Source organism: Streptomyces sp. NPDC001922 (assembly GCF_042891165.1).
Classification (GTDB): Bacteria; Actinomycetota; Actinomycetes; order Streptomycetales; family Streptomycetaceae; genus Streptomyces.
Genome location: NZ_JBIASV010000002.1, coordinates 471,511 through 497,209, shown reverse-complemented (window position 1 = coordinate 497,209; position 25,699 = coordinate 471,511). Strand labels below are relative to the sequence as shown.

The window sequence follows — 25,699 nt, the reverse complement described above, 5'->3', positions numbered from 1 at the left end:
AGCCTTGTCCCGTGGGGGGAGTTGTCAGGGGGTGCTGCCGCTACGGGCTCAGGGCCGGCAGCCCGGCCGCATAGGAGACGAACGCTTCCCACTCGCGCCGGGTGAAGGCGAGGCGGGGTCCGCTCTTGTCCTTGGAGTCGCGGACGAGGATGGCGTCGGGGGTGGTGGCGACCTCGACACAGTCGGGGCCGTCGTTGCTGCTGTGGCTGCTCTTGGACCAGGCCAGTGGAGGTGCGTGTGCTGACTCGATGGCGGCGACTTCCACGCACGCCGGTCCCTCGTTGCTGCTGTAGCTGCTCTTCGTCCAGGCCGGTCGGTACGGGCTCGACGGCTTGATGGCCATGTCTCTCCCGGTGGTCAGTCGGTGGTGCCGGGGTCCTGGTTCGCGGCGTAGGCGATGAACGCGGTCCAGGCCTGGGCGGTGAAGGCGAGGCGAGGGCCGTTCTTGTCCTTGGAGTCGCGGACGAGGACGGCGTCGGGGGCGGCAGCGACCTCGACGCAAGCCGGGCCGTCGTTGCTGCTGTGGCTGCTCTTGGTCCACTTCAACCCGCATGCGTCCGTGGCCGAAGGCTTAATCGTCATGTCTCTCCCCGCAATTTCTCGATGAAGGCCAGTGACTCCCGTGGAGTGAGAGCCTGCGCCCGGATGATCCCATACCGCATCTCCAGGATCTGGACCTCTTTCCGGTTGCTGACCAGTCGACTGGAGAGTTGAACCTCGTTGTGAGCGAGCGAAGGCCCGTCCTTGAGCTTCATCGACTGCAACTCTCCACCCATGCCTGCATGATCCTCGCGATCGGTCGGCATCACCTGGATCTCGACGTTCCGCAGCTTCCCTAGCTCAAGCAGATGTTCGAGTTGGCGCTGCAATACCATCTTGCCCCCGATGGGACGTCGAAGTGTCACCTCTTCTTGGACAAAGCTCAGAACGGGAGTGGGGGATCGGCCGAAGATCCCTTGGCGCGCCATGCGCGCCGCTACCTGCTGGTCGATGATGTCTTCGCTCAGCAGCGGCCGTCGCATCCCGAACAGAGCACGCGCGTACTCCTCCGTCTGCAGAAGTCCGTGCATGTTGTGGTTGCTGTACGCGCCGAGCTCCATCGCGTCGGCCTCGACTTTGGCCAGGTCGCGGACCTTCTTCGGGTAGCGAGCCAGATTCACGTCCTCGACGAACGCCGTCAGCATGCCGCCCGCACCGAGCACTTCGTCCGCCTGCTCCAGAAACTCTGGTTTCGGCACCCGACGCCCCCGCTCCACGGACGACACCAGATCCTCGCCGTAGCGGATCGCCTTGCCCAGCTCGGTCTGGGTCATCCCGGCCCGCTCTCGCCACAACTTCACCTGCCTGCCGATGGACTTGAGGAGAGCGGCCGTCTCCTCGTCCCCCTCCGGCAGCTCCGCGCTGCTCCCTGCCGACTGTCCTGTACTGGTCACCATGGCCACCTCCGAGGTCCTCCTGTCCAACACCCCGTGCCTGCACAGCGTTACGCCGCCCCGCCGGTACAGGCTCCCGGGCCACCCGACACTTGCGCTGCGTACCGGTGGCGTGGCTCCTCAGGGGGCATCCCCTCGGCCACTCTGGGCGCCATGAAGTCCGAAACCCTCCACGCCGTCAACCACTTCACCTTCACCGTCATGCTCAGTTCCACCCGTCGCGGTGCGCGGCTGGCGCGGAAGCTGGCCACGCGCCAACTCGTCGAGTGGGGCTGGTCCTACGACAGTGACGCCGTCCACGACGCCACGCTGCTCGTGGGCGAACTCGCCACGAACGCCGCCACCCACGGACGCACCCCGGGCCGGGACTTCCGGCTCCGGCTCGCGCTGCTCACCACCGGCGCAGGCAGGGAGGACGCTCTCGTCCTGCGGATGGAGGTCACGGACACCCGCCCGGACCGGCTTCCGCCCGCGTCCGCCGAGGTCGGCCCTCCGGCCCCGGACGCGGAGGGCGGGCGCGGACTGCTCCTCGTCGACGCGCTGGTCGACCGCCGGGGCGTGGAGCTGAACGCCCCGCTCACCAAGACCGTCTGGTGTGAACTGGCCTTATTCGGAAACGCCACCATCCGGCATCACGAGCGCCTCGGTCACTCCGGTTGACTCGACAGCCGCGTGCGACCGCGCGACGTAATTGCGTTGTCGACCCGGCTCGCCCTGCGGAATCATCCCTCCATGGGACAACCCTCCGAAACTCTCTCGTTCGAGCAGGTCGAGCTGCGCCGGTGGAGTGTCGACGACCTCGACACCCTGTACCGGGTGGTCAAAGAGTCGCTCGACCACCTTCGGCCGTGGCTGCCCTTTGCGGCCGAACACAGCCGGGAGCACTCCGCCGAGTTCCTGCTCCGGTCCCGGATGGAGTGGAAGTCGGGCGAGGCCTACAACTATGCGATCACCACCTGCGGCACCGTGGTCGGTAGTTGCAGTCTGATGCGAAGGATCGGGCCCGGCGGGCTGGAGATCGGGTACTGGATCCACCCCGCATGGACGGGACGGGGACTCGTCACCATGGCCGTCGCCGCCCTCGTCCGTGAAGGGAGATCGCTGCCGGGGACCGATCACCTGGAGATCCACCACGACGAGGCCAACCGTGCGAGCGGTGCCGTCCCCCGCCGTCTGGGCTTCACCCACGCCGAACGGCGGGAGCGGCCCGACGGGCTGCAGGCGCCGGGTGAGGTGGGCGTCGACTGGGTGTGGCGCCTCAGCACCGGGGCCGAACCCCACTGAGCAGCGGCCGGCCCGCACCGAGGGCCTCCCCCGGGAAGCCGAATCGCCTCCCGGGAGCGGCCCTCGCCCGCTGCCTCCAGCCCCGGCTGCCGCAGCCTCCGGCCGGGATACCGGCGCCTCCAGCCCCGGCTACCTGCTGAGACGAGCCACCGGCCCCGGCGACCGGCTCGTCTCAGCCCGCCCTCGGCTTCGCCAGCAGCTCCACCTCCGCCAGCGTCCCCCGGCCCCCCACCGTCTCCAGCCGGTAGTGCCGGTAGGTGCCCGGACGGTCGACCGCGAAGACCCGGGTCTGCCGGTCCCAGGTGAACGACTCGTCCGACCGCCGGTCCAGGACGGTCCACCTCTCACCGTCGTCCGACCCCTTCAGGACCCACCCGGTCGGTGCCTCGGCCTTCTTCGACGAGGTGAGGGTGTAGTACGGCACCCGTGCCGCCGACCGCGGCTCCACCGTGACCGAGGAGAACGGGCCGTCCGTGCTCGACGTGTCGTCGAACAGCGCGGAGCCGTCGTTCACCGTCGCATCGTCCATCGGCTTCGGCGGCTCGTCGCCCTGGGTGAGGGAGCCCGGCCCGGCGTCCTTCCCTGTGCCCCAGGCCGACGGCTTCGGGCCCATCGTGAACTCCAGCGTGCCGCCGCGCGCGATCTCCGCGTGCGGGAGCGCGGTCGAGGTCCAGGTCTTCCCGTTGACCTTCAGGCCCTGGACGTAGACGTTCCGGGCGCTGTTCCGCGGCGCGGAGACCACCAGGTCACGGCCGCCCGCCAGGTGCACGGTCGCCTTGGTGAACAGCGGTGAGCCCACCGCGTACTCGGGGCTGCCCATCACCAGCGGATAGAAGCCCAGCGCGCTGAACAGGTACCAGGCGGACATCTCGCCGTTGTCCTCGTCGCCGGGGTAGCCCTGGCCGATCTCGCTGCCGAGATAGAGCCGGGACAGCACCTCGCGCACATGCTTCTGCGTCTTCCAGGGTTGGCCCGCCGCGTCGTACATGTACGGGATGTGGTGCGACACCTGGTTGCTGTGCCCGTACATGCCCATGCGCACGTCCCGGGCCTCGGTCATCTCGTGGATGACCCCGCCGTACGAGCCCGCGTACTTCGGCTCGGCCGTCTCCGGGGTGGCGAAGAAGGTGTCGAGCTTCTCGGCGAAGGCGCGCTTCCCGCCGTACAGCGCGGCCAGGCCGCGGGTGTCCTGCGGGGCGGTGAAGGCGAAGTTCCAGCCGTTGGTCTCGGTGTAGTCGTGCCCCCAGACGCGCGGGTCGTAGGACGAGGGCGGCAGCCGCCAGTCGCCGGCCGGGTCCTTGCCCTGGAAGAAGTCGACCGACGGGTCGAAGTGCTTGACGTAGTTCAGGGCGCGGTTGCGGAAGTACTCCGACTCCTCGCGGTACCGCGCCTTCCCGGTCTTCGCGTAAAGGGCCTTGCCCATCCGGGAGATGCCGGAGTCGTTGAGGTAGCCCTCCAGCGCCCACGACATGCCCTCCCGGGTCGCGGTGCTGGTGTAGCCCTGGAAGACGGAGGTCTCCATGCCCTTCCGGCCGACGCCGGGGATGGGCGGGGCGACGGTGGCGTTCTTCAGCGCCGCCTCGTACGCGGTCCCGGCGTCGAGGTCCACGCCCTTGAGGTAGGCGTCGGCGAACGCCACGTCCGAGCTGGTGCCGGTCATCAGGTCGGCGTAGCCGGGGGAGGACCAGCGGGAGATCCAGCCGCCGTCCCGGTACTGCTGGACGAAACCGTCGGCCATCCGCCCGGCCCGCTCCGGGGTGAGCAGGGCGTACGCGGGCCAGGTGGTCCGGTAGGTGTCCCAGAAACCGTTGTTGACGTAGACCTCGCCGTCCACGATCTTCGCGCCGGTCCGGGTCGGGGTGTTCGCGCCTACCGGTGCGGAGAACGGACTGGCGTAGCGGTGCACCGGGTTCAGCGGTGTCCCGGTGTTCTCGAAGCCGGAGTTCGGATAGAGGTACAGCCGGTAGAGGCTGGAGTAGAGGGTGGTGAGCTGGTCCCGGGTGGCGCCCTCCACCTCGACCCGGCCGAGCAGCGCGTCCCACTGGTCCCGCGCCTGTTCCCGCACCGAGGCCAGGGTGGCCGTCTCCGGGATCTCGTGGGCGAGGCTGGCCCGCGCCTGGTCGACACCGATCAGCGAGGTGGCGATGCGCAGGGTCACGGTGCGGTCCGCGCCGGGCCGGAAGCGGAAGAAGCCGCCGACGTCCTTGCCCCCGCCGCCGCTGAGCCGGCCGCTGTCGCTGACCGGCGCGTCGAACACGCCGTACACGAAGAGCCGGGTGGCCCCGGTGGACAGCCCGCTCCGGACATCGGAGAAGCCGGTCACCACACCGCGCGCGGGGTCGAGCGTGAGCCCGCCCTTGTTGTTCACGTTGTCGAATATCACGCTGGCGTCGTCCCGGGGGAACGTGAAGCGCATCAGCGCCGCGTGGTCGCTCGGCGCGATCTCGGTGCGCAGCCCGTTGTCGAAGGTGACGCCGTAGTAGTGCGGTCGGGCGGTCTCGTTCTCGTGGTGGAACGGGAGTGCGCGGGCGGTGCGCCCGGCGTTCGGGGTGCCCGATGCGGCGGACGGCATCACCTGGAACGTCTGCCGGTCGCCCATCCAGGGGCTGGGCTCGTGACTGGCGGCGAAGGCCTGCACGGTGGGCAGGTTGGCGTCGTTGTTGGCGCGCGCGTACTCGTAGAGCCAGCTGGACGAACCGGCGTTGGTGACCGGCGTCCAGAAGTTGAAGCCGTTCGGGACGGCGGTGGCCGGAAAGGTGTTGCCGCGGGAGAAGGTGCCGCTGGAGTTGGTGCCGCGGGTGGTCACCGCGTGGTCCGCCACATGGGCCGGGGGCGGTGCGGGCGGCTCGGGGGTGATCGCGACGTCGTCCACCCAGCCGCGGAACTTCGCCGGTCCCTTCGGCGCGTCGTAGGCGACGAGGATCCGGTCGATCGTCCTGCCCGCGGCGACCCGGCCGATCGCGGACTCCTTGTGGTTCCACTGGTTGGCGTACAGGGTCTTCGAGGCCGCCTGGCCCTGCGGGGTCAGCGGAGCGCCGTGCTGGTCGACGGCGCCGAGCTCGCTCAGATAGCTGCCGTCGGTGAACGCCAGGTCCACCGCGACCCGGGTGGCCGGATAGGTCAGGTCGCCCTCGGTGAACGAGGGGTGGATCCGGTAGGAGAGCCGGGTCGTCGGGGTGACGGCCGTGTCGACGTCGAAGACCTTGTTGTACGAGTAGGCGCGGCCCGCGGGCTGGTGGACCCCCGCGTAGCGCAGCGCCCGGACACCGGTGAACCCGGCGTGGGCCTTCCCGGTGGGGGAGCCGGCCGGGCCCCGGTCGGGATAGCTGCGCATGTCGGAGGCGGGCGGTGTGGTGTCGTCGCCGTCCGAGAACTGCACCTCGGCGAGCTGGGTGAGCTGCTCACCGGCGTTCCGGGTGATGTCCAGCCGGTAGTGCCGGTACGCGTGGGTGTTCCGGGCCGCGAACGCGCGGGTCTGCTGGCGCTCCTCGAAGGCCTCGGACTCGCGGGTGTCCAGCGGTGTCCAGTTCTGGCCGTCGTCGGAGCCGAGGAAGGTCCAGTCCCGCGGGTCGCGCCCGGCCGCGTCGCCGGCGGAGGTGAGCGCGTACCGCACCACGGCCACCGGCTCCGCGAGGTCGAACTCCAGCCAGGCGGAGTCGTCGAACACCAGCCATTTGGTGCCGGTCTCGCCGTCGACGAGGTTCTCCTTGATCTCCCCGGCGGCGGTGTTCTCGGCGCTGGCCCGCACCTCCGTCACCCGGTCCGTCACATCGCCCGGAAGTCCGGGGGAGTAGCCGCCGTCGACACCGGAGGCCTTCTTCCGGCCGTCCGGGCCGGTCTCCACGGTGTTGCTCCAGGTGGGCTGGGGATCGCCGGTCTCGAAGGAGGTGGCGAACTCCTCGGTGACCCCCGCGGGTTGGCGGGGGAGTGCCGCCCGGGTCGCTTCCGTTGCCGCTCCCGCTGCCGCTCCCGGTAGCGCCGAGGCCAGTACGACGACGGCCGCCAGCAGGGCGGCCGTACGTCCGTGACCTCGCCATCGCCTGCGCTGCATGTCCAGCCCCTCCAACGGTTCCGACAACGTTGTCACACCGGTTGCGCAGAGCTTAGTAATGGTGGATGGGGCGGACGGTGTCAAGGCGGCGGGTGGTACCACTCTGACGGGTCGTCGGCGGATTGCCGGGTGGGGCGCGCCGTGCGTTCCGCTTTTGTCCGGGCGCCGGAGACCCGTATACGGCGGAGGTCTCAACTCGGGAAATCTGTTGTCCAAACTTGTATTCGATCTTGCCCAGTTGACCGCGAATGGACTATACCTGTCGGCGTCCGAGGGCCGGCCCAAGGCGGCCACGGACCCGGAGGAACGGGTGCGGCGGGGCGCGACGAGCGCCGGTCGCCGCGGCACTCCAGTCATCCCGGCGCACACCCTGCACGACCCGAGCTTCAACGACCGCGGTGCCGGGCAGGCTCCCGTACACCGCCTGAGTCCTGGAGAAGGCGAGGACTTGAGCATGGGATCCACCTCTGAGTACGGGCGTCGTGACGTGATCAGGAGGGCGGCGGCACTCGGCCTGATCGCGGTGCCGTCGATGAGCGCGCTCAGCGCGTGTGCGACCGGCGACAGCGGCGGCGACAAGCCGGTCGACAAGGGCGAGAAGTCGGAGAAGAACCCGCTCGGCGTCAACGCCGGAGCACCCCTGGACGTCGTCATCTTCGACGGCGGCTTCGGCGAGCAGTACGCCAAGGACGCGGAGGCGGAGTACCGGAAGGCGTATCCGAAGGCCAAGGTCGCGCACGCCTCCACCCAGAAGATCCAGTCCACGCTCCAGCCCCGGTTCAACGGCGGAACCCCGCCGGACCTCATCGACAACTCCGGTGCCGAACAGATGGACTTCGGCACCCTGGTGTCGAAGAACCAGCTCACCGACCTGACCGAGCTGCTCGACGCCCCGTCCGTGGACGACCCGTCCAAGAAGGTCCGCGACACCCTGCGGCCGGGCGTCGTGGAGATGGGCCGGTTCGACGGCAAGCCGGTCTGGATCCTCTACTACGCCTACACGGTCTACGGCGTCTGGTACTCGCGCTCCACCCTGGAGAAGAACGACTGGGAGTACCCCGAGACCTGGGACGACATGCTCAAGGTCTGTGCCGCGGCCAAGAAGAAGGGCATCGCCGGCTGGACCTACCCCGGCAAGTACCCCTACTACCTGCCGTTCAGCCTCTACCCGTTCATCGCCAAGATCGGCGGCGCCGACGTCCTGAAGGCGATCGACAACCTGGAGCCGAACGCCTGGAAGCACCCCGCGGTCAAGTCGGCCTTCGAGGCCTACTACGAACTCCACCAGAAGGGTTACATCCTCAAGGGGACGCCCGGCCTGACGCACATCGAGGCGCAGACGGCGTGGACCGGGGGCAAGGCCCTCTTCATACCGAACGGTTCCTGGGTGGAGAACGAGGCGAAGAAGACCACGCCCAAGGGGTTCGAGATGACCGTCGGCGCGCCGTCGGGTCTGGACTCCTCCGACCGGATGCCGTTCGGCACCCTGTGGGCGTCCGGCGGTGAGCCGTTCGTCGTACCCCGGTCGGCGAAGAACCCGCAGGGCGGCATGGAGCTGCTGCGCATCATGCTCGGTGAGAAGTCGTCGAAGAACTTCACCCGGCAGGTCTCCTCGCTCACCTCCCTCGACGGCGGCACCGGGGGACTCACCCTCCCGCCGGGGCTGAAGTCCGCCACCGAGGCCCTGGACCGGGCGGGGGAGAACATCGTCAACCCGCGGATCCAGGACTGGTACGTCGCCCTGGAGAAGGAGAAGATCGGCGTCGCCGCGCTCGGCGAGATGATGGCCGGCCGGATGACCCCGGTGGAGTGCGTCGCGAAGTGCCAGAAGTTCGCGGACGAGACCGCCAAGGACGACGCGGTCAAGAAGTACCGGCACTGACCGTGCGGACCGGCGCGTCAGCAGCGGCGGCGCCCTCAGGGGAGGATCGGGGTCGGTAGGGAATGCAGCACGGCAAGTACCGCTTCGTCGCGGGGTTTCTGGCCCTGCCTCTGGCGATCTACGCAGTCTTTGTGATCTCGCCCTTCGTCCAGGCCATCTACTACTCGTTCACGGACTGGACCGGGCTGAGCCCCGACTTCTCGATGGTCGGCCTCCGCAACTACGAGCGGATGCTGCACGACGACATCTTCTGGAAGGCGCTGGGCAACAACCTTCTGCTGCTCCTCGTGCTGCCGCTGGTGACGCTCGGGCTGGGGCTGTTCCTCGCCTTCATGCTGAACGTCGGCGGCCGGCGCCGGAAGAACGCGGCGATCGGCGGAGTGCGCGGCTCCGGCCTCTACAAGATCGTCTACTTCTTCCCGCAGGTTCTCTCGATCGCCATCGTCGCGCTGCTGTTCCAGTTCGCGTACAACCCCAACAGCGGTGCGCTGAACTCGTTCCTGCAGGCCGTCGGGCTGGACTCGGTGCAGCCCGACTGGCTGGGCGATCCCGGCCTGGCGCTGTGGTGCGTCATGGCGGTGATGGTCTGGAGCAATGTCGGCTTCTACGTGGTGCTCTTCTCCGCCGGGATGAGTTCGATCCCGAAGGACTTCTACGAGGCGGCGCTGCTCGACGGGGCCAACCGCTTCCACACCTTCTGGCGGATCACGCTGCCGCTGCTGTGGGACACCGTGCAGACCGGCTGGATCTACATGGGGATCCTCTCGCTCGACGCGTTCTCCTTCGCCGTCGTGCAGATCATGACGGTGGGTCCGGGCGGACCGGCCTACTCCACCGAGGTCCTGTCCTTCTTCCTCTACACCAAGGCGTTCCGGGACGGACAGGCCGGCTACGCGACCTCGCTCGGCGTGGCCCTGCTGATCGTCACGCTGCTGTTCGCCTTCCTCGTCATGAAGCTCGGCCGGCGCGAGCGGCTGGAGTACTGATGGCGGGGACGACGACGGCGGGGACGGCCGCACCGACGACCGGGACGCCAGTGCCGATGACCGGCGCGGCCGTGCCGGTGGCCGCGACGGCAGGAGTGGCGACCGGGACCGCAGCACCGATGGCGGTGACGGCAGTACCGATGGCGAGGACGCCGCACCGGACCGACCGCCCGAACGCCGACCTGGGGGTAGCACCGTGACCGCGCAAGCAGAGCCCTCGGACCTCCCGGGCGTGACGAAGGCGGACGGGCGGCCCGTCCCCGGTGCCCCCGCGCCGGCCCTGCCGCGGCAGCGGGGGGCGGGGACGGGCGGCGGCGGCCGTCCGGACCGCGGGTCGGACGGCGAGGGCCGCGTCCTCAACGTCTTCTCGCACGGTGTGCTGGTGGTCTGGGGGCTGCTGGTCACCATGCCGCTGATCTGGGCGGTGATGAGCTCGGTCAAGGACGACCGGGAGATCTTCACCTCGCCCTGGGCGCTGCCGTCCGCCCTGCATCTGGACAACTGGACGCGCGCCTGGACCAAGGCGCACATGGGGGACTACTTCTTCAACACCGCGGTGGTCGTGGGCGGCGGGCTGATCGGCACCATGCTGCTCGGCTCGATGGCCGCCTATGTGCTGGCCCGCTTCGAGTTCCCGGGCAGCCGGTTCCTGTACTACCTGTTCGTCGGCGGGATGAGCTTCCCCGTCATCCTCGCGCTGGTGCCGCTGTTCTTCGTCATGAAGAACATGGGGCTGCTGAACACCTACCACGGGCTGATCCTGGCCTACATCGCCTATTCGCTGCCGTTCACCGTCTTCTTCCTGACCGCCTTCTTCCGCACTTTGCCCACCTCGGTGGCGGAGGCGGCGCTGATCGACGGGGCCTCGCACACCCGGACGTTCTTCCAGGTCATGCTGCCGATGGCGAAGCCCGGCCTGATCAGCGTCGGGATCTTCAACTTCCTGGGGCAGTGGAACCAGTACCTGCTGCCGACGGTGCTCAACACCGGGCCGGACCGGAAGCTGCTGACCCAGGGCCTGGTCCAGCTCGCCGTCAGCCAGGGGTACAAGGGCGACTGGTCGGGGCTCTTCGCCGGTCTCGTCATGGCCATGCTGCCGGTGCTCGCCGTGTACATCGTCTTCCAGCGACAGGTGCAGGCCGGCCTCACCGCGGGGGCGCTCAAGTAGCCGGGAGCGGCGACGGGGCGGAGCAGGCGCCCGGGGCCGCGCGGAGCATGACCGGACGGGCGGGCCCGCGGGTGGCACGGCGCACGGGCCGGGCCGACGAAACGGGGACGGGAGCGGGCGGGCCGGGGCGGCGCGTCGGTGATCCGCACCGTCCGGATGCCCTCGGGTGGGGTCCGTTTCCAGCCATTCGGCCGGGAGCGGGCTCCCACCCGTTCCCGTTCCTGCTCCGGGCGCGCAGGTCCGGACAGGCTGCATAGCATGGCGCTCATCCGATGCCTGGCCCGCTCAAGGCCTTGACGGGAAACAACGTCTGGGGCTCTGCTTAGAGTTCATATGTTGTATACGACGGGGTCTCATCGGCGCGGCTCCGTCCTGCCCCAGGTGGGAGTGATCAGAGCGTGGAGACTCCGGGATCGCAGTCGTCGCTGCACCGGGCCAATCTGGAGCGCGTCGTCCGCGCGGTGCGGCTGGCCGGCTCGCTCACCCAGGCGGAGATCGCCCGGAGCACCGGGCTGTCCGCCGCCACGGTCTCCAACATCGTCCGGGAGCTGAAGGACGGCGGAACGGTCCAGGTCACCCCCACGTCGGCGGGGGGCCGGCGGGCCCGCAGCGTCTCGCTGAGCGGGGACGCCGGCGTCGTCGTCGGCGTGGACTTCGGCCACACCCACCTGCGGGTCGCGATCGGCAACCTGGCCCATGAGGTGCTCGCCGAGGAGTCCGAGCCGCTGGATGTCGACGCCTCGGCCGCCCAGGGCTTCGACCGGGCGGAACTGCTGGTCAACCGGCTGATCGCGGGCACGGACATCCGCCCGGAGAAGGTCATCGGGGTCGGCCTCGGCGTGCCCGGCCCGATCGATGTGGAGACCGGGACCCTGGGCTCCACCGCGATCCTCCCGGGCTGGGTGGGCATCAACCCGCGCGAGGAGCTCTCGGAGCGCCTCGGGGTGCCGGTGCACGTCGACAACGACGCCAACCTGGGCGCCCTCGGCGAGCTGGTCTGGGGCGGCGGGCGCGGGGTGAAGGACCTGGCGTACATCAAGGTGGCCAGCGGCGTCGGCGCCGGTCTGGTGATCAACGGGCAGATCTACCGCGGGCCCGGCGGCACCGCCGGGGAGATCGGGCACATCACGCTCGACGAGTCCGGGCCGGTGTGCCGCTGCGGCAACCGCGGCTGCCTGGAGACCTTCACCGCGGCCCGCTACATCCTGGGGCTGCTGCACTCCAGCCACGGCCCCGACCTGACCGTGGAGCGCATGGTGCAGCTCGCCCGGGAGGGCGACCCCGGCTGCCGCCGGGTGATCGGCGACGTGGGGCGGCACATCGGCAGCGGGGTGGCGAACCTCTGCAACCTGCTCAACCCCAGCCGGGTGGTGCTCGGCGGCGACCTCGCGGAGGCCGGCGAGCTGGTCCTGGCGCCCATCCGGGAGTCGGTCGCGCGGTACGCGATCCCCAGCGCGGCGCGGCGGCTGTCGGTCGTCCCGGGGGCCCTCGGCGGCCGTGCCGAGGTGCTCGGCGCGCTGGCGCTCGTCCTCAATGAGATGGGCGATTCCACCCTTTTGGACGGTTCGGTACCCGCTGCGGCGCCTGCCTTCACTTAGATAACGAATGGCACCGTTGCCATCTCGTTAAGAATTTACTTCTTGACGCCCGACGGGCGGCCGAGTTGACTTCCAGCCACCTCGGCCGCCCACGTCGCGGCCTCGTCAGGGAGGTTCCACATGAACGCAACGATGCGTCGCGTCGTGATCGGTACGGCCGCTGTCTCCATGGCGCTGTCCATGGCCGCGTGCGGCAAGGCGGGAAGTGCAGGCGGGGACGGCGACAACAAGACCATCGGTCTGCTGCTGCCGGAGAACAAGACGACCCGGTACGAGACCTTCGACCGGCCGCTCATCAAGGCGAAGATCAAGTCCCTCTGCAAGGACTGCGACGTCGCCTACAACAACGCCAACCAGGACACCGAGACCCAGAAGAAGCAGTTCGACGCCCTGATCACCAAGGGCGTGAAGGTCATCATCCTGGACCCGGTCGACGCCACCGCCACCAGATCCTGGGTGGACGCCGCCGCCAAGAAGGGCGTGAAGGTCGTGGCCTACGACCGGCTCGCCGAGGGCGACATTTCGGCATACGTGTCCTACGACAACGAGAAGATCGGCCAGCTCCAGGGCGAGGGCGTGCTCAACGCGCTCGGCGACGAGGCCAAGGACAGCCGGGTCGTGATGATCAACGGCTCGCCGACCGACCCCAACGCCGCCCTCTTCAAGGCCGGCGCCCACAAGGTGCTCGACGGCAAGGTCAAGAAGGTCGTCTACGAGCAGGACATCCCCGACTGGTCCCCGGACGAGGCCAACCGCAAGATGGCCGCCGCCATCACCTCCCTCGGCAAGGAGGGCTTCGACGCGGTCTACTCCGCCAACGACGGCATGGCCGGCGGCATCACCACCGCCCTGAAGTCGTCCGGCATCAAGGACGTCCCGGTGGGCGGCCAGGACTCCGAACTCGCCGGCCTCCAGCGGATCCTCAGCGGCTCGCAGACCTTCACCATCTACAAGGGCATCAAGCCCGAGGCCGAGACCACCGCCGAGATCGCGGTGAAGCTCCTCAAGGGCGAGAAGATCGACTCCGTGGCCCCGGAGACGGTCGCCAGCAAGAGCAAGAAGGGCATCCCCACCAAGCTCTACGACGCCACGATCGTGACCAAGGGCAACATCAAGGACACGATCCTCAAGGACGAGGTCTACACGGCCGGCCAGATCTGCACGGCCGACTTCGCCAAGGCCTGCAAGGCCGCCGGCATCAAGTAGCGGCCCGGCCGCCCGCGCCCGCCTCCCGCGCCGCGCGGCCGGCCGCCGGCCGGTCCGCCCCGGACCCGCCGCCCGTTGGGCCGACAGGCGTACGGCCCCCCGGCCGTACGCCGGAAGCCCGCCCCGGCACCCGCCCCGCCTCCACGCCACCGGCGGGGCGGCTGCCGGACAATCCCCGCGGTCCCCCTACCTCCCCCGTCCACCGCGCACCGTTCCCCTGCGCGGCACCCCCGCCCTCCGGCGGCGAAGGAGATGATTCACGTGTCCGCTACGCCCGTGCTGGCGTTGCGCGGGGTCTCCAAGCGGTTCGGCGCCGTCCAGGCGCTCACCGACGTCCATCTGGAGATCCACCCCGGCGAGGTGGTCGCCCTCGTCGGCGACAACGGCGCCGGAAAGTCCACCCTCGTCAAGACGATCGCGGGCGTGCACCCGATCGACGACGGCGTCATCGAGTGGGAAGCCCGGCCGGTCCGCATCGACCGCCCGCACGACGCCCAGGAGCTGGGCGTCGCCACCGTGTACCAGGACCTGGCGCTCTGCGACAACCTCGACGTCGTCGCCAACCTCTTCCTCGGCCGCGAGCTGCGCCGCGCCGGTGTCATCGACGAGGTGGCGATGGAGAAGCGGGCCAAGGAGCTGCTGGACACGCTCTCCATCCGCATCCCCAGCGTGCGCATCCCGATCGCGTCCCTCTCCGGCGGTCAGCGCCAGGTGGTCGCGATCGCCCGCGCGCTGATCGGCGAGCCCAAGGTCGTCATCCTCGACGAGCCCACCGCGGCCCTCGGCGTCGAGCAGACCGCGCAGGTCCTCGACCTGGTCGAACGGCTCCGCGAGCGCGGCCTCGGCGTCATCCTCATCAGCCACAACATGGCCGATGTGAAGGCGGTGGCCGACCGCGTCGCGGTGCTGCGCCTCGGACGCAACAACGGTGTCTTCCCGGTCAAGGACACCTCCCACGAAGAGATCATCGCGGCGATCACGGGTGCCACGGACAACGCCGTGACCCGCCGTCAGGCGCGGACCGCGGAGGCGGCGACATGAGCGACACCGTCAAGGACCCGCTGCAGGACGACGGCAGCACCCCGGAGGACGGCGGCGCCGTCACCGTCGTCGACGACAGCGCGGCGCCCATCCCCGCGGTCGACCCCCGGCTGCTGGTCCGCGAAGAGGGCCTCAAGGGCTACCTGACCGAGTTCAAGCGGAAGGTGCGCGGCGGCGAGCTCGGCTCGATCCCCGTCGTCCTCGGCCTGATCGCCATCGGGATCATCTTCCAGTCGCTCGACGCGAGCTTCCTCGCCGCCGACAGCCTCAGCAACATCAGCATCTACATCGCCGGCCAGGGCATCATGGCCGTCGGCATCGTCTTCGTCCTGCTGCTGGGCGAGATCGACCTGTCGGTGGGCTCGGTCGCCGGTGTCGGTGCCGCCATCTGGGCGGTGCTCAGCGTCTCCCACGGCATGAACGACGGACTCGCCGTCCTCGCCGCGATCGCCGCGGGCGCCCTGATCGGCGCCTTCCACGGATTCTTCTTCGCCAGGATCGGCGTTCCGGCGTTCGTGGTGACGCTGGCCGGCTTCCTCGGCTGGAGCGGTCTCCAGATCTGGCTGATGGGCAGCGAGGGCAGCATCAACACGCCCAGCGGCAGCATCGTGGAGAACCTCACCAACTACTTCTTCGAGGACATCGCCGCCGCCTACGGGCTGGCCCTGGTGGCCGTGCTCGCCTACCTGGCGTCGATGCTGCTGGACAGCCGCCGGCGGCGGGCCGCGCAGCTGCCCGCCCGCCCGACCAGCGAGATCGTGCTGCGGACGACCGTCCTGGCGGTGGTCGTGTTCGCCGCCGCCTACGAGCTCAACCAGTCGCGCGGCCTGCCGCTCGCCCTGGTGATCTTCCTGGCGGTGCTGGTCCTCACCGACTTCGCGGTCCGCCGCACCACCTACGGCCGGCAGATCTTCGCGGTCGGCGGCAGCACCGAGGCCGCCCGCCGCGCCGGTATCAACGTGGAGTGGATCCGGATCTCCGTCTTCACCATCGCCGGCACGCTCGCGGTCGTCGGCGGACTGTTCATCGCCAGCCAGTCCGGCGGCGCCACCAAGAGCCTGGGCGCCGGCAACGTGCTGATGAACGTGATCGCCGCGGCCGTCATCGGCGGCACCAGCCTCTTCGGCGGACGCGGCAAGATCTGGTCCGCGCTGCTGGGCATGCTGGTCATCCAGTCCATCCAGCAGGGTCTGAACCTGCTCGGCATGGCCAGTGAGATCCAGTACATGATCACCGGCGCGGTGCTGCTGGCCGCCGTCGTGATCGACTCGGTCTCCCGGCGGACGCAGAAGTCGGCGGGCCGCACCTGACCGCAGGGCTCTCCGCCCGACCGCACGGCCCCGCACACCCGCAACGTGCCCGGCGCCCCTCGGCGCCGGGCACGTGCGCTTTATCACGTCTGAGCCATTCGCGTGACGTAGATCGCCACGGCCCCTCCCACGCCGCCACGGGCGGAAGATTAGACTCGTCGGACCGGCAAGGATCGACAGGCGAAACTCGACAGCAAGGAGGCACGGGTGGCGCTGCTGACCCGCATTACGGGACCGCGCGATCTGGACCGGCTCGGTCCGGAGCAGCTGGACCAGCTGGCGGGAGAGATCCGGACCTTCCTCGTCGACGCCGTCTCCAAGACCGGTGGACACCTGGGGCCCAACCTCGGTGTCGTCGAGCTGACCATCGCCCTGCACCGGGTGTTCGACTCCCCGCGGGACAAGGTGCTCTTCGACACCGGGCACCAGTCCTACGTGCACAAGCTGCTCACCGGCCGCCAGGACTTCTCCAAGCTCAAGAGCAAGGGCGGGCTGTCCGGCTACCCGTCGCGCGCCGAGTCCGAGCACGACGTCATCGAGAACAGCCACGCCTCCACCGTCCTGGGCTGGGCGGAGGGCATCGCCAAGGCCAACCAGCTGCGCAAGAAGGACGACCACGTCGTCGCGGTCATCGGCGACGGCGCCCTGACCGGCGGCATGGCCTGGGAGGCGCTCAACAACATCGCCGCCGCCAAGGACCGCCCGCTCGTCATCGTCGTCAACGACAACGAGCGCTCCTACGCGCCCACCATCGGCGGCCTCGCCAACCACCTCGCCACGCTGCGCACCACCGACGGCTACGAGCGCTTCCTCGCCCGCGGCAAGGAGGTGCTCAACCGCACCCCGGTCGTCGGCAAGCCCCTCTACGAGACGCTGCACGGCGCCAAGAAGGGCCTGAAGGACTTCATCGCCCCGCAGGGCATGTTCGAGGACCTGGGCCTGAAGTACGTCGGCCCGATCGACGGCCACGACCTGGAAGCCCTGGAGTCCGCCCTGCAGCGCGCCAAGCGCTTCGGCGGCCCGGTCATCGTGCACTGCCTCACCGAGAAGGGCCGCGGCTACCAGCCCGCCCTCCAGGACGAGGCCGACCGCTTCCACGCCGTCGGCAAGATCCACCCCGACACCGGCCTGCCGATCGCCGCCTCCGGCGCCGACTGGACCTCGGTCTTCGGCGAGGAGATGGTCAAGCTCGGCCACGAGCGGGACGACATCGTCGCCATCACCGCGGCCATGCTCCAGCCGGTGGGCCTGGACAAGTTCGCCAAGGCGTTCCCGGACCGCGTCTACGACGTCGGCATCGCCGAGCAGCACGGGGCCGTGTCGGCCGCGGGCCTGGCCACCGGCGGCGTGCACCCGGTCTTCGCCGTCTACGCCACCTTCCTCAACCGCGCCTTCGACCAGGTCCTCATGGACGTCGCCCTGCACCAGTGCGGAGTGACGTTCGTGCTGGACCGCGCCGGGGTCACCGGCACGGACGGCGCGTCGCACAACGGCATGTGGGACATGTCGATCCTCCAGGTCGTCCCCGGCCTGCGGATCGCCGCCCCGCGCGACGCCGACCAGGTCCGCGCCCAGCTGCGCGAGGCCGTCGAGGTCGACGACGCCCCCACCGTCGTGCGCTACTCCAAGGGCGCGGTCGGCCCGGCGGTCCAGGCCGTCGGCCGGGTCGGCGGCATGGACGTGCTGCACAAGCCGGAGGACGCCTCCTCCGCCGACGTCCTCCTGGTCTCGGTCGGCGCCCTCGCCCCGATGTGCCTGGAGATCGCCGGACTCCTCGACAAGCAGGGCATCTCCACGACCGTGGTCGACCCCCGCTGGGTCAAGCCGGTCGACGAGCAGCTGCCCGCCCTGGCCGAGCAGCACCGGGTCGTCGTCACCGTGGAGGACAACTGCCGCGCCGGAGGCGTCGGTTCCGCCGTCTCCCAGGCCCTGCGCGACGCGGGGGTCGACGTACCGCTGCGCGACTTCGGCATCCCGGCCCGCTTCCTCGACCACGCCTCCCGCAAGGAGGTCATGGCGGAGATCGGCCTGACCGCGCCCGACATCGCCCGCCAGGTCACCGGACTCGTCGCCAAGCTCGACGGCCGCTACGAGGACGAGCCGGCCGAGGCCACCCGCGACTGACCTCAGCCGACGAACACCGGCACCGGGCCGGTCGGAGCACCTGACGGGTACTCCGACCGGCCCATTGCATGCGTCGCCCGCCGACTCCCTCGGGTGAATCCGTTTCTCCCTCCGGGTGTGGCCCCGGCCCTGCCGCCCGGGTGCGAGAACGTATCGCGGACGGCCAAGCGTGGAGGTGCGCCGGTGAGCAGCATGCAGGAACCCAGGAGCCGCGACGCGGGAGGCGGCGTTTTCCGGACCAAGACGGTCGAGCAGTCCATCCAGGACACCGAGGAGCCAGAGCACCAGCTACGCAAGTCCCTCTCCGCCTTCGACCTCATGGTCTTCGGCGTCGGCGTCATCATCGGCACCGGCATCTTCGTCCTCACCGGAGCGGTGGCGAAGGAGAACGCCGGACCCGCCACCGCCCTCGCCTTCGTGGCCGCGGGCATCGTGTGTGCCCTGGCGGCCCTCTGCTACGCCGAGTTCGCCTCGACGGTGCCGGTGGCCGGATCCGCGTACACCTTCAGCTACGCCTCCATCGGCGAACTCCCGGCCTGGATCATCGGCTGGGACCTGGTGCTGGAGTTCGCCCTGGGCACCGCGGTGGTCGCCGTCGGCTGGTCCGGCTATGTGCGGTCGCTGATGGACAACGCGGGGTGGCACCTGCCCGACTACCTGTCCGGTCCCGACGTGGTGAAGGAGGGCGTCGGCTTCGACCTGCTGGCGTTCCTGCTGGTGCTGCTGCTGACGGTGATCCTGGTCGTCGGGGTGAAGCTGTCCGCCCGGCTCACCGCCGTCGTGGTGGGCATCAAGGTGACGGTGGTGATGATCGTCATCATCGCCGGGGCCTTCTTCATCGACGGCGCCAACTACGACCCGTTCATCCCGCCCGCGTCGGGGGAGATCGCCGGCTCCGGCCTGGATGCGCCCCTGGTCCAGCTGATGTTCGGCTACGAGCCGACGACCTTCGGCTGGCAGGGCATCTTCACCGCGGCCTCGGTGGTCTTCTTCGCCTTCATCGGCTTCGACGTCGTCGCGACCACCGCCGAGGAGACCCGGAACCCGCAGCGGGACATGCCCCGCGGCATCCTCGGCTCGCTCCTCATCTGCACGGTGCTCTACGTCGCGGTGTCGATCGTGGTCACCGGCATGCAGAAGTACACGGAGCTGTCGGTGGACGCACCGCTCGCGGACGCCTTCAAGGCGACCGGCCATCCCTGGTACGCGGGCGCCATCAGCTTCGGGGCGGCCGTCGGACTCACCACGGTCTGCATGATTCTGCTGCTGGGTCAGACCCGGGTGTTCTTCGCGATGAGCCGGGACGGGCTGCTGCCGCGGTTCTTCTCCAAGACCCACCCGCACTTCGGCACCCCGTACCGGCCGACGATCCTGCTCGGCTGCATCATCGCCGTCATCGCGGGCTTCACGAGCATCTCCGAGCTGGCGACCCTGGTGAACATCGGCACCCTGTTCGCCTTCGTCGTGGTGGCCATCGGCGTGATCATCCTGCGCCGCACCCACCCCGACCTGCCCCGCGCCTTCCGGACCCCATGGGTACCGGTCCTGCCGATCCTGTCGGTCTGCGCCTCGCTCTGGCTGATGATCAACCTGCCGGCCGAGACCTGGGTGCGGTTCGGCGGCTGGATGATCGTCGGCATCGTCGTGTACTTCCTCTACGGGCAGAAGCACAGCCGGATGAACCCGGCCTCTTCGCGGCGCTGACGGCACCGCTCACCGCACACGTGGGGCCCCGGGCAGCCGCCCGGGGCCCCATCGCATGCCCTGCACTCCGCCGAGCCGTCCGACGCCCTCACAGGCCTCCCGAAATCCCTCAGGAGGCGCCGCTCCGGACCTCCCCGGCGCTCAGTCCTTCTCCCGGGCCTCCGGGCGCACGGCACGCGGACCGGCGCACACGGCCCCGTGCTCGGCCACCCGCCGGCGCAGCTCGCGGTCGGAGGTGATGACGAGCGTCCGCCGCCCCGAGGCCTCCCGGGCCACCTCGACGATCCGGTCGTCGCCGCTCCCGGATGCCGGCTCCACCCGGATCCCCGGTACGGACGCCACGTTCCGGGCCGCACCCTCGACCACGAGCACCACGTCCACCGGAGTGTCCACGGCCCACTCGGGCACGTTCCGCGCCGGTGACAGCCCTTCGGCCGCCACCCGGACCAGCCGGTCCCGCAGGCGTTCGGCCGCACCGTGCCGGTCCCGCCACCAGCCGTCCGGGACGGATCCCACCGTGTTGGCCGCGTCCACGATCACCAGGGGCCGTTCTGCCGTCTCCACGGAGCCAGCCTGTCACGGCCGTCCGCCGCCGTGCTCGCCCTCCGGCGTTCCCGGTGCGGCCCAGCACCAATGCGGCACAGCACGAAGGCGGTACAGCACGAAGGCGGCACAGCATGCATGCGGCTCAGCGCGAAGCGCCGGGCCCGGCCCCCGCGAAAGGGGGGCGCGGACCCGGCGCTTCAGCCGGACCGTGGGGTTCCCGCGGTCGTTACGCCGGGACGCTCGCGACGCCGCGGTCGAGGAACCGCTTGCCGTTCACCCGCTCCGAAACGCCCTCGCGGTCCAGGTACGGCGTGATGCCGCCCAGGTGGAAGGGCCAGCCGGCGCCGGTGATCAGGCACAGGTCGATGTCCTGGGCCTCGGCCACGACGCCCTCGTCCAGCATCAGGCCGATCTCCTGAGCGACGGCGTCCAGCACGCGGGCGCGCACCTGCTCCTCGGTCAGGACGGTGTCGCCCTGCACCAGGAGGGCGGCGACCTCGGGGTCCAGCTCCGGCTTGCCGGAGTCGTAGACGTAGAAGCCGCGCTTGCCGGCCTTGACCACCGCGGCCAGGTTCTCGGAGACGGTGAACCGCTCCGGGAAGGCGCCGTTCAGGGTCTCCGACACGTGCAGACCGATGGCCGGGCCGACCAGCTCCAGCAGCACCAGCGGGGACATCGGCAGGCCGAGCGGCTCGATGGCCTTCTCCGCGGCCGCGACCGGGGTGCCCTCGTCGATGACGTTCTGGATCTCGCCCATGAAGCGGGTGAGGATCCGGTTGACCACGAAGGCCGGGGCGTCCTTGCACAGGACCGCGGTCTTCTTCAGCTTCTTCGCGACACCGAACGCGGTGGCCAGCGACGCGTCGTCGGTCTTCTCACCGCGGACGATCTCCAGCAGCGGCAGGACCGCGACCGGGTTGAAGAAGTGGAAGCCGACGACCCGCTCCGGGTGCTGGAGCTTCGACGCCATCTCGGTGACCGACAGCGAGGAGGTGTTGGTGGCGAGGATCGCGTGGGCCGGAACGACCGCCTCGACCTCCGCGAACACCTTCTGCTTGACGCCCATCTCCTCGAAGACGGCCTCGATGACGAAGTCCGCGTCGCCGAAGGCGGCGGCCTTGTCGAGCGAGCCGGTGACCAGGGCCTTGAGGCGGTTGGCCTTGTCCTGGTTGACCCGGCCCTTGAGCAGCAGCTTGTCGATCTCGCCGTGGACGTAGCCCACGCCCTTGTCGACGCGCTCCTGGTCGATGTCGGTCAGCACGACCGGCACCTCGAGGCGGCGCAGGAAGAGCAGCGCCAGCTGGGAGGCCATCAGACCGGCCCCCACGACGCCGACCTTGCTGACCGGGCGGGCCAGGTTCTTGTCCGGCGCGCCGGCCGGGCGCTTGCCGCGCTTCTGCACCAGGTTGAAGGCGTAGATGCCGCTGCGCAGCTCGCCGCCCATGATCAGGTCCGCGAGGGCCTGGTCCTCGGCGTCGAAGCCCTGCTGGAGGTCGCCGTTCCTGGCGGCCTCGATGATGTCCAGCGCGCGGTAGGCGGCCGGGGCGGCGCCGTGCACCTTGCCGTCGGCGACGGCGCGGCCACGGGCGACGGCCTGGTCCCAGGCCTCACCGCGGTCGATCTCGGGGCGGTCGACGGCGAGTTCGCCGCGCAGCACCGAGGCGGTCCAGATCAGCGACTGCTCCAGGAAGTCGGCGCCCTCGAAGATCGCGTCGGCGATCCCGAGCTCGTGCACCTGCGCACCCTTGAGCTGCTTGTTCTGGTTGAGCGAGTTCTCGATGACGACCTTGACGGCACGGTCGGCGCCGATCAGGTTCGGCAGGATCGTGCAGCCGCCCCAGCCGGGCACCAGGCCGAGGAAGACCTCGGGCAGCGAGAACGCCGGCAGCGCCGCGGACACCGTCCTGTAGCTGCAGTGCAGACCGACCTCGACGCCACCGCCCATGGCGGCACCGTTGTAGTACGCGAAGGTCGGCACCGCGAGCGACGACAGCCGCTTGAAGACGTCGTGGCCGCCCTTGCCGATGGCCAGCGCGTCCTCGTGCCGCTTCAGCAGCTCGACGCCCTTGAGGTCGGCGCCGACGGCGAAGATGAACGGCTTGCCGGTGATGCCGGCGCCGACGATCTCACCGTTCGCGGCCTCCGCCTCGACCTGGTCGATCGCGACATTGAGGTTGGCCAGCGACTGCGGGCCGAAGGTGGTCGGCTTGGTGTGGTCCAGGCCGTTGTCCAGGGTGATGAGCGCGAAGCGGCCCGCACCCTGGGGGAGGTCGAGGTGGCGTACGTGCGCCTGGGTCACGACCTCGTCGGGGAACAGCTCGGCAGCTCCCTTGAGAAGTTCTGCGGTGCTCACTTGCCTGCCCCCTCGAAGTGCGGGTTCTCCCAGATCACGGTGCCGCCCATGCCGAAGCCGACGCACATGGACGTCAGGCCGTAGCGCACGTGCGGCTGCTCCTCGAACTGCCGGGCCAGCTGCGTCATCAGCCGGACACCGGAGGAGGCGAGCGGGTGGCCGAACGCGATCGCGCCGCCGTACTGGTTGACGCGCGGGTCGTCGTCGGCGATGCCGTAGTGGTCGAGCAGGGCCAGCACCTGGACGGCGAAGGCCTCGTTGATCTCGAACAGGCCGATGTCGTCGATCGAGAGACCGGCCTTGGCGAGGGCCTTCTCGGTCGAGGGGACCGGGCCGATGCCCATGACCTCGGGCTCCACGCCCGCGAAGGCGTAGGAGACCAGGCGCATCTTGACCGGCAGGCCGAGCTCCACGGCGACGTCCTCGGCGGCGAGCAGCGAGGAGGTGGCGCCGTCGTTCAGGCCCGCGGCGTTGCCCGCGGTGACGCGGCCGTGCGCGCGGAACGGCGTCTTCAGGCCGGCCAGGCTCTCCAGGGTGGTCCCCGGGCGCATCGGCTCGTCCTGGGTGGCGAGGCCCCATCCGGTCTCGCCCGCCTCGGCGTTGGTGCGGCGGACGGACACCGGCACCAGGTCGGCCTGGATCTTGCCGTCGGCGTACGCCTTGGCGGCCTTCTCCTGGCTGCGCACCGCGTACTCGTCGGCGCGCTGCTTGGTGAGGTGCGGGAACCGGTCGTGCAGGTTCTCCGCGGTCATGCCCATGAACATCGCCGACTGGTCGACGAGCTTCTCGGACACGAAGCGCGGGTTGGGGTCCACACCCTCACCCATCGGGTGGCGGCCCATGTGCTCGACACCGCCGGCCACGACGACGTCGTAGGCGCCGAAGGCGATGGAGCCCGCGGTGGCGGTGACGGCGGTCATCGCACCGGCACACATGCGGTCGATGGAGTAGCCGGGCACGGACTGCGGCAGACCGGCGAGGATGCCCGCGGTGCGGCCGAGGGTCAGGCCCTGGTCACCGATCTGGGTGGTGGCGGCGAGCGCCACCTCGTCGATGCGCTCGGCGGGCAGGTCCGGGTTCCGGCGCAGCAGTTCGCGGATGCACTTGACGACGAGGTCGTCGGCCCGGGTCTCGTGATAGATGCCCTTCGGGCCCGCCTTGCCGAACGGGGTGCGGACGCCGTCGACGAAGACGACGTCCCTAGCGGTACGAGGCACTTGGCTCTCCTCCTGATGCGGAACGGGCACGGTGCTGCCTGCGGCGGCTCTGACCGCCATGCTACTTGCGGGTAACCAGCCTGCCCAGTCCTGCCGCCCGGAGCGGTACAGATCACAGTCGACGCGCCGTCGGAGCCGCTCGTCCGGACCCCTCCGAGAAGCGGAAACGGAACCCCGCGCCCCGGCCCTTGAGGCGCCCCGGCAGGCCGGACGGCCCCAGCGGCGAAGGGCCGGCGGGGGCCCGGACGGGCGGAGGGGGAGTGGCCGATACGGCCCGATACGGCCCGAGGGGGCGACGCCATCTGCGTCGCCCCCTCCGGGACACCTGCGCGCCGCTCCGGGCGCGCCCGTCAGACCGCGGTGATCGACAGCGCTCCCGCCAGCAGCGGAGCCGTCTGGTCGATCTGCCACGGGCGGGCGCCGTGCGCGGTGAGGAAGGCCGAGACCGCCTCCACCGTCGGCTCCGCCGGGGGCTCCCAGCACAGCCGGCGCACGGTGTCCGGGGTGATCAGGTTCTCCTGCGGCAGGTTGAGGCTCTCCGCGAGCGCCGTCACCGCGGCCCGCGCGGCCGAGAGCCGGGAGGCCGCGGCCGGGTCCTTGTCGGCCCAGGCGCGGGGCGGGGGCGGTCCGGCGACCGGCTGCCCCGGCTGGGGGAGCTCCGCGTCGGGCAGCGCCCGGGCGCGCTCCACCGCCGCCTGCCACTGGTCGAGCTGCTTGCGCCCCATCCGGTTGCCGAAGCCGGGCAGCGCCGCGAGGGCCTGGGCGTCGGCGGGCAGGGCGAGGGCGGCCTCCACGATCGCCGCGTCGCCCAGCACCTTGCCGGGGGAGACGTCCCGCCGCTGGGCGATCCGGTCCCGGGCGGTCCACAGCTCCCGGACCACGGCCATCTGCCGGCGGCGGCGCACCCGGTGCATGCCCGACGTGCGGCGCCAGGGGTCCTTGCGGGGCGGGGCCGGGGGCGCGGCGGCGATGGCCGCGAACTCCTGACGGGCCCACTCCAGCTTGCCCTGCTCCGCCAGCTCCTCCTCGAGGGCGTTGCGCAGGTCCACCAGCAGCTCCACGTCGAGCGCGGCGTAGCGCAGCCAGGGGTCGGGCAGCGGGCGGGTGGACCAGTCGACGGCGGAGTGGCCCTTCTCCAGCGCGTAACCGAGCACGTTCTCGACCATTGCGCCCAGACCGACGCGGGCGAAGCCGGCGAGCCGGCCGGCCAGCTCGGTGTCGAACAGCCGCTGCGGGGTCATGCCTATTTCGCGGAGGCACGGCAGGTCCTGGGTCGCGGCGTGCAGCACCCACTCGGCGTCGCCGATCGCCTCGCCCAGCACCGACAGCTCCGGACAGCCGACCGGGTCGACCAGGGCGCTGCCCGCGCCGTCCCGGCGGAGCTGGATGAGATACGCGCGCTGCCCGTAGCGGTAGCCGGAGGCGCGCTCCGCGTCGACGGCGACGGGGCCGGAACCGGCCGCGAAGGCCGCGACCACCTCGGCCAGCGCCTCGGGGGTCGCGGTGACCGGGGGGATGCCCTCTCGGGGCTCCAGCAAGGGGACCGGCGCGGGGAGGTCCGGACGGGATGTGGCAGCTGCTGGTGTCGCAGCGCCGCCGGGGATGCGCAGTGTGCGGTCTGCTGCGGTCTCTTGGGCGTCGGTCACCGGTCAAGGGTATCCGTGGATGCGAGGCGCCCCCCCCCCGGACGGTACGGCGGCGGGCGCCCCGGCGGGGTGGGGGGCTGGTTTATTGCGGGCCGGGGCGCGACCCCCCCCAAGCCGCCCCCCGCCCCCGGCCCGAGCATTCGGGCGTAA

Annotated in this window: 19 protein-coding genes; 11 read left to right on the top strand and 8 right to left on the bottom strand. The window is 70.5% G+C overall.

The window, feature by feature from the left end; all coding sequences use genetic code 11:
- Positions 1-40 precede the first annotated feature (40 nt).
- The 3 genes from ACFYYR_RS05640 to ACFYYR_RS05630 are packed head-to-tail and all read right to left on the bottom strand — an operon-like array spanning position 41 to position 1,436.
- On the bottom strand, positions 41-343 hold the full coding sequence (locus ACFYYR_RS05640; protein ID WP_388847222.1) for a DUF397 domain-containing protein: 303 nt from the start codon (positions 341-343) through the stop codon (positions 41-43).
- A 14-nt stretch (positions 344-357) separates the two neighbouring features.
- A complete protein-coding gene (locus ACFYYR_RS05635; RefSeq protein ID WP_388847220.1) occupies positions 358-582 on the bottom strand; it encodes a DUF397 domain-containing protein in 225 nt (74 codons plus the stop codon).
- Positions 579-1,436, bottom strand: a complete 858-nt coding sequence (locus tag ACFYYR_RS05630; RefSeq protein WP_388847291.1) for a helix-turn-helix domain-containing protein — start codon at positions 1,434-1,436, stop codon at positions 579-581. The genes ACFYYR_RS05635 and ACFYYR_RS05630 overlap by 4 nt, the downstream gene beginning before the upstream one ends.
- A 150-nt stretch (positions 1,437-1,586) precedes the next feature.
- Between ACFYYR_RS05630 and ACFYYR_RS05625 the strand changes: the two genes are divergently transcribed.
- On the top strand, positions 1,587-2,093 hold the full coding sequence (locus ACFYYR_RS05625; protein ID WP_388847218.1) for an ATP-binding protein: 507 nt from the start codon (positions 1,587-1,589) through the stop codon (positions 2,091-2,093).
- Between the two features lie 72 nt (positions 2,094-2,165).
- Complete coding sequence (locus ACFYYR_RS05620; protein ID WP_388847216.1) at positions 2,166-2,717, top strand: GNAT family N-acetyltransferase; 552 nt, start codon at positions 2,166-2,168, stop codon at positions 2,715-2,717.
- 172 nt (positions 2,718-2,889) lie between these two features.
- On the opposite strand, the gene ACFYYR_RS05615 is transcribed toward ACFYYR_RS05620, so the two are convergent.
- Entirely contained in the window at positions 2,890-6,768 is a 3,879-nt protein-coding gene (locus ACFYYR_RS05615; RefSeq protein WP_388847214.1) for a GH92 family glycosyl hydrolase, read from the bottom strand.
- 454 nt (positions 6,769-7,222) lie between these two features.
- On the opposite strand from ACFYYR_RS05615, the gene ngcE reads away from it, so the two are divergent.
- The 9 genes from ngcE (at position 7,223) to ACFYYR_RS05570 (ending at position 19,787) form a co-directional block, all read left to right on the top strand.
- Complete coding sequence (gene ngcE / locus ACFYYR_RS05610) at positions 7,223-8,650, top strand: N-acetylglucosamine/diacetylchitobiose ABC transporter substrate-binding protein (RefSeq protein WP_388847212.1); 1,428 nt, start codon at positions 7,223-7,225, stop codon at positions 8,648-8,650.
- Between the two features lie 62 nt (positions 8,651-8,712).
- The gene (locus ACFYYR_RS05605; protein ID WP_388847210.1) at positions 8,713-9,636 is read left to right on the top strand and encodes a carbohydrate ABC transporter permease; all 924 of its coding nucleotides are present in this window, start codon (positions 8,713-8,715) and stop codon (positions 9,634-9,636) included.
- A 196-nt stretch (positions 9,637-9,832) separates the two neighbouring features.
- Positions 9,833-10,804 (top strand): carbohydrate ABC transporter permease, encoded by a 972-nt coding sequence (locus tag ACFYYR_RS05600; RefSeq protein ID WP_388847208.1) that lies wholly within the window; start codon positions 9,833-9,835, stop codon positions 10,802-10,804.
- Positions 10,805-11,202: 398 nt separating this feature from the next.
- The gene (locus ACFYYR_RS05595) at positions 11,203-12,402 is read left to right on the top strand and encodes an ROK family protein (RefSeq protein ID WP_388847206.1); all 1,200 of its coding nucleotides are present in this window, start codon (positions 11,203-11,205) and stop codon (positions 12,400-12,402) included.
- A 120-nt stretch (positions 12,403-12,522) separates the two neighbouring features.
- Positions 12,523-13,608: a substrate-binding domain-containing protein gene (locus ACFYYR_RS05590; protein WP_388847204.1), complete on the top strand. Its 1,086-nt coding sequence runs from the start codon at positions 12,523-12,525 to the stop codon at positions 13,606-13,608.
- Positions 13,609-13,860: 252 nt separating this feature from the next.
- The gene (locus ACFYYR_RS05585) at positions 13,861-14,649 is read left to right on the top strand and encodes an ATP-binding cassette domain-containing protein (protein ID WP_388847202.1); all 789 of its coding nucleotides are present in this window, start codon (positions 13,861-13,863) and stop codon (positions 14,647-14,649) included.
- Positions 14,646-15,959, top strand: a complete 1,314-nt coding sequence (locus ACFYYR_RS05580; protein WP_388847200.1) for a sugar ABC transporter permease — start codon at positions 14,646-14,648, stop codon at positions 15,957-15,959. Before ACFYYR_RS05585 ends, ACFYYR_RS05580 begins: the two co-directional genes overlap by 4 nt.
- A 207-nt stretch (positions 15,960-16,166) precedes the next feature.
- Positions 16,167-18,083 (top strand): 1-deoxy-D-xylulose-5-phosphate synthase, encoded by a 1,917-nt coding sequence (gene dxs, locus ACFYYR_RS05575; protein WP_388847198.1) that lies wholly within the window; start codon positions 16,167-16,169, stop codon positions 18,081-18,083.
- 192 nt (positions 18,084-18,275) lie between these two features.
- Positions 18,276-19,787, top strand: a complete 1,512-nt coding sequence (locus ACFYYR_RS05570; RefSeq protein WP_388847289.1) for an amino acid permease — start codon at positions 18,276-18,278, stop codon at positions 19,785-19,787.
- 141 nt (positions 19,788-19,928) lie between these two features.
- Here ACFYYR_RS05570 and ACFYYR_RS05565 read toward each other — a convergent pair whose 3' ends face one another.
- The 4 genes from ACFYYR_RS05565 to ACFYYR_RS05550 form a co-directional block, all read right to left on the bottom strand.
- The gene (locus ACFYYR_RS05565; protein ID WP_388847196.1) at positions 19,929-20,351 is read right to left on the bottom strand and encodes an NTP pyrophosphohydrolase; all 423 of its coding nucleotides are present in this window, start codon (positions 20,349-20,351) and stop codon (positions 19,929-19,931) included.
- A gap of 208 nt (positions 20,352-20,559) precedes the next feature.
- The gene (locus tag ACFYYR_RS05560) at positions 20,560-22,686 is read right to left on the bottom strand and encodes a 3-hydroxyacyl-CoA dehydrogenase NAD-binding domain-containing protein (protein WP_388847194.1); all 2,127 of its coding nucleotides are present in this window, start codon (positions 22,684-22,686) and stop codon (positions 20,560-20,562) included.
- A complete protein-coding gene (locus ACFYYR_RS05555) occupies positions 22,683-23,903 on the bottom strand; it encodes a thiolase family protein (protein WP_388847192.1) in 1,221 nt (406 codons plus the stop codon). Before ACFYYR_RS05555 ends, ACFYYR_RS05560 begins: the two co-directional genes overlap by 4 nt.
- A 350-nt stretch (positions 23,904-24,253) precedes the next feature.
- Positions 24,254-25,549: an HRDC domain-containing protein gene (locus ACFYYR_RS05550; protein WP_388847190.1), complete on the bottom strand. Its 1,296-nt coding sequence runs from the start codon at positions 25,547-25,549 to the stop codon at positions 24,254-24,256.
- Between the last annotated feature and the right edge of the window lie 150 nt (positions 25,550-25,699).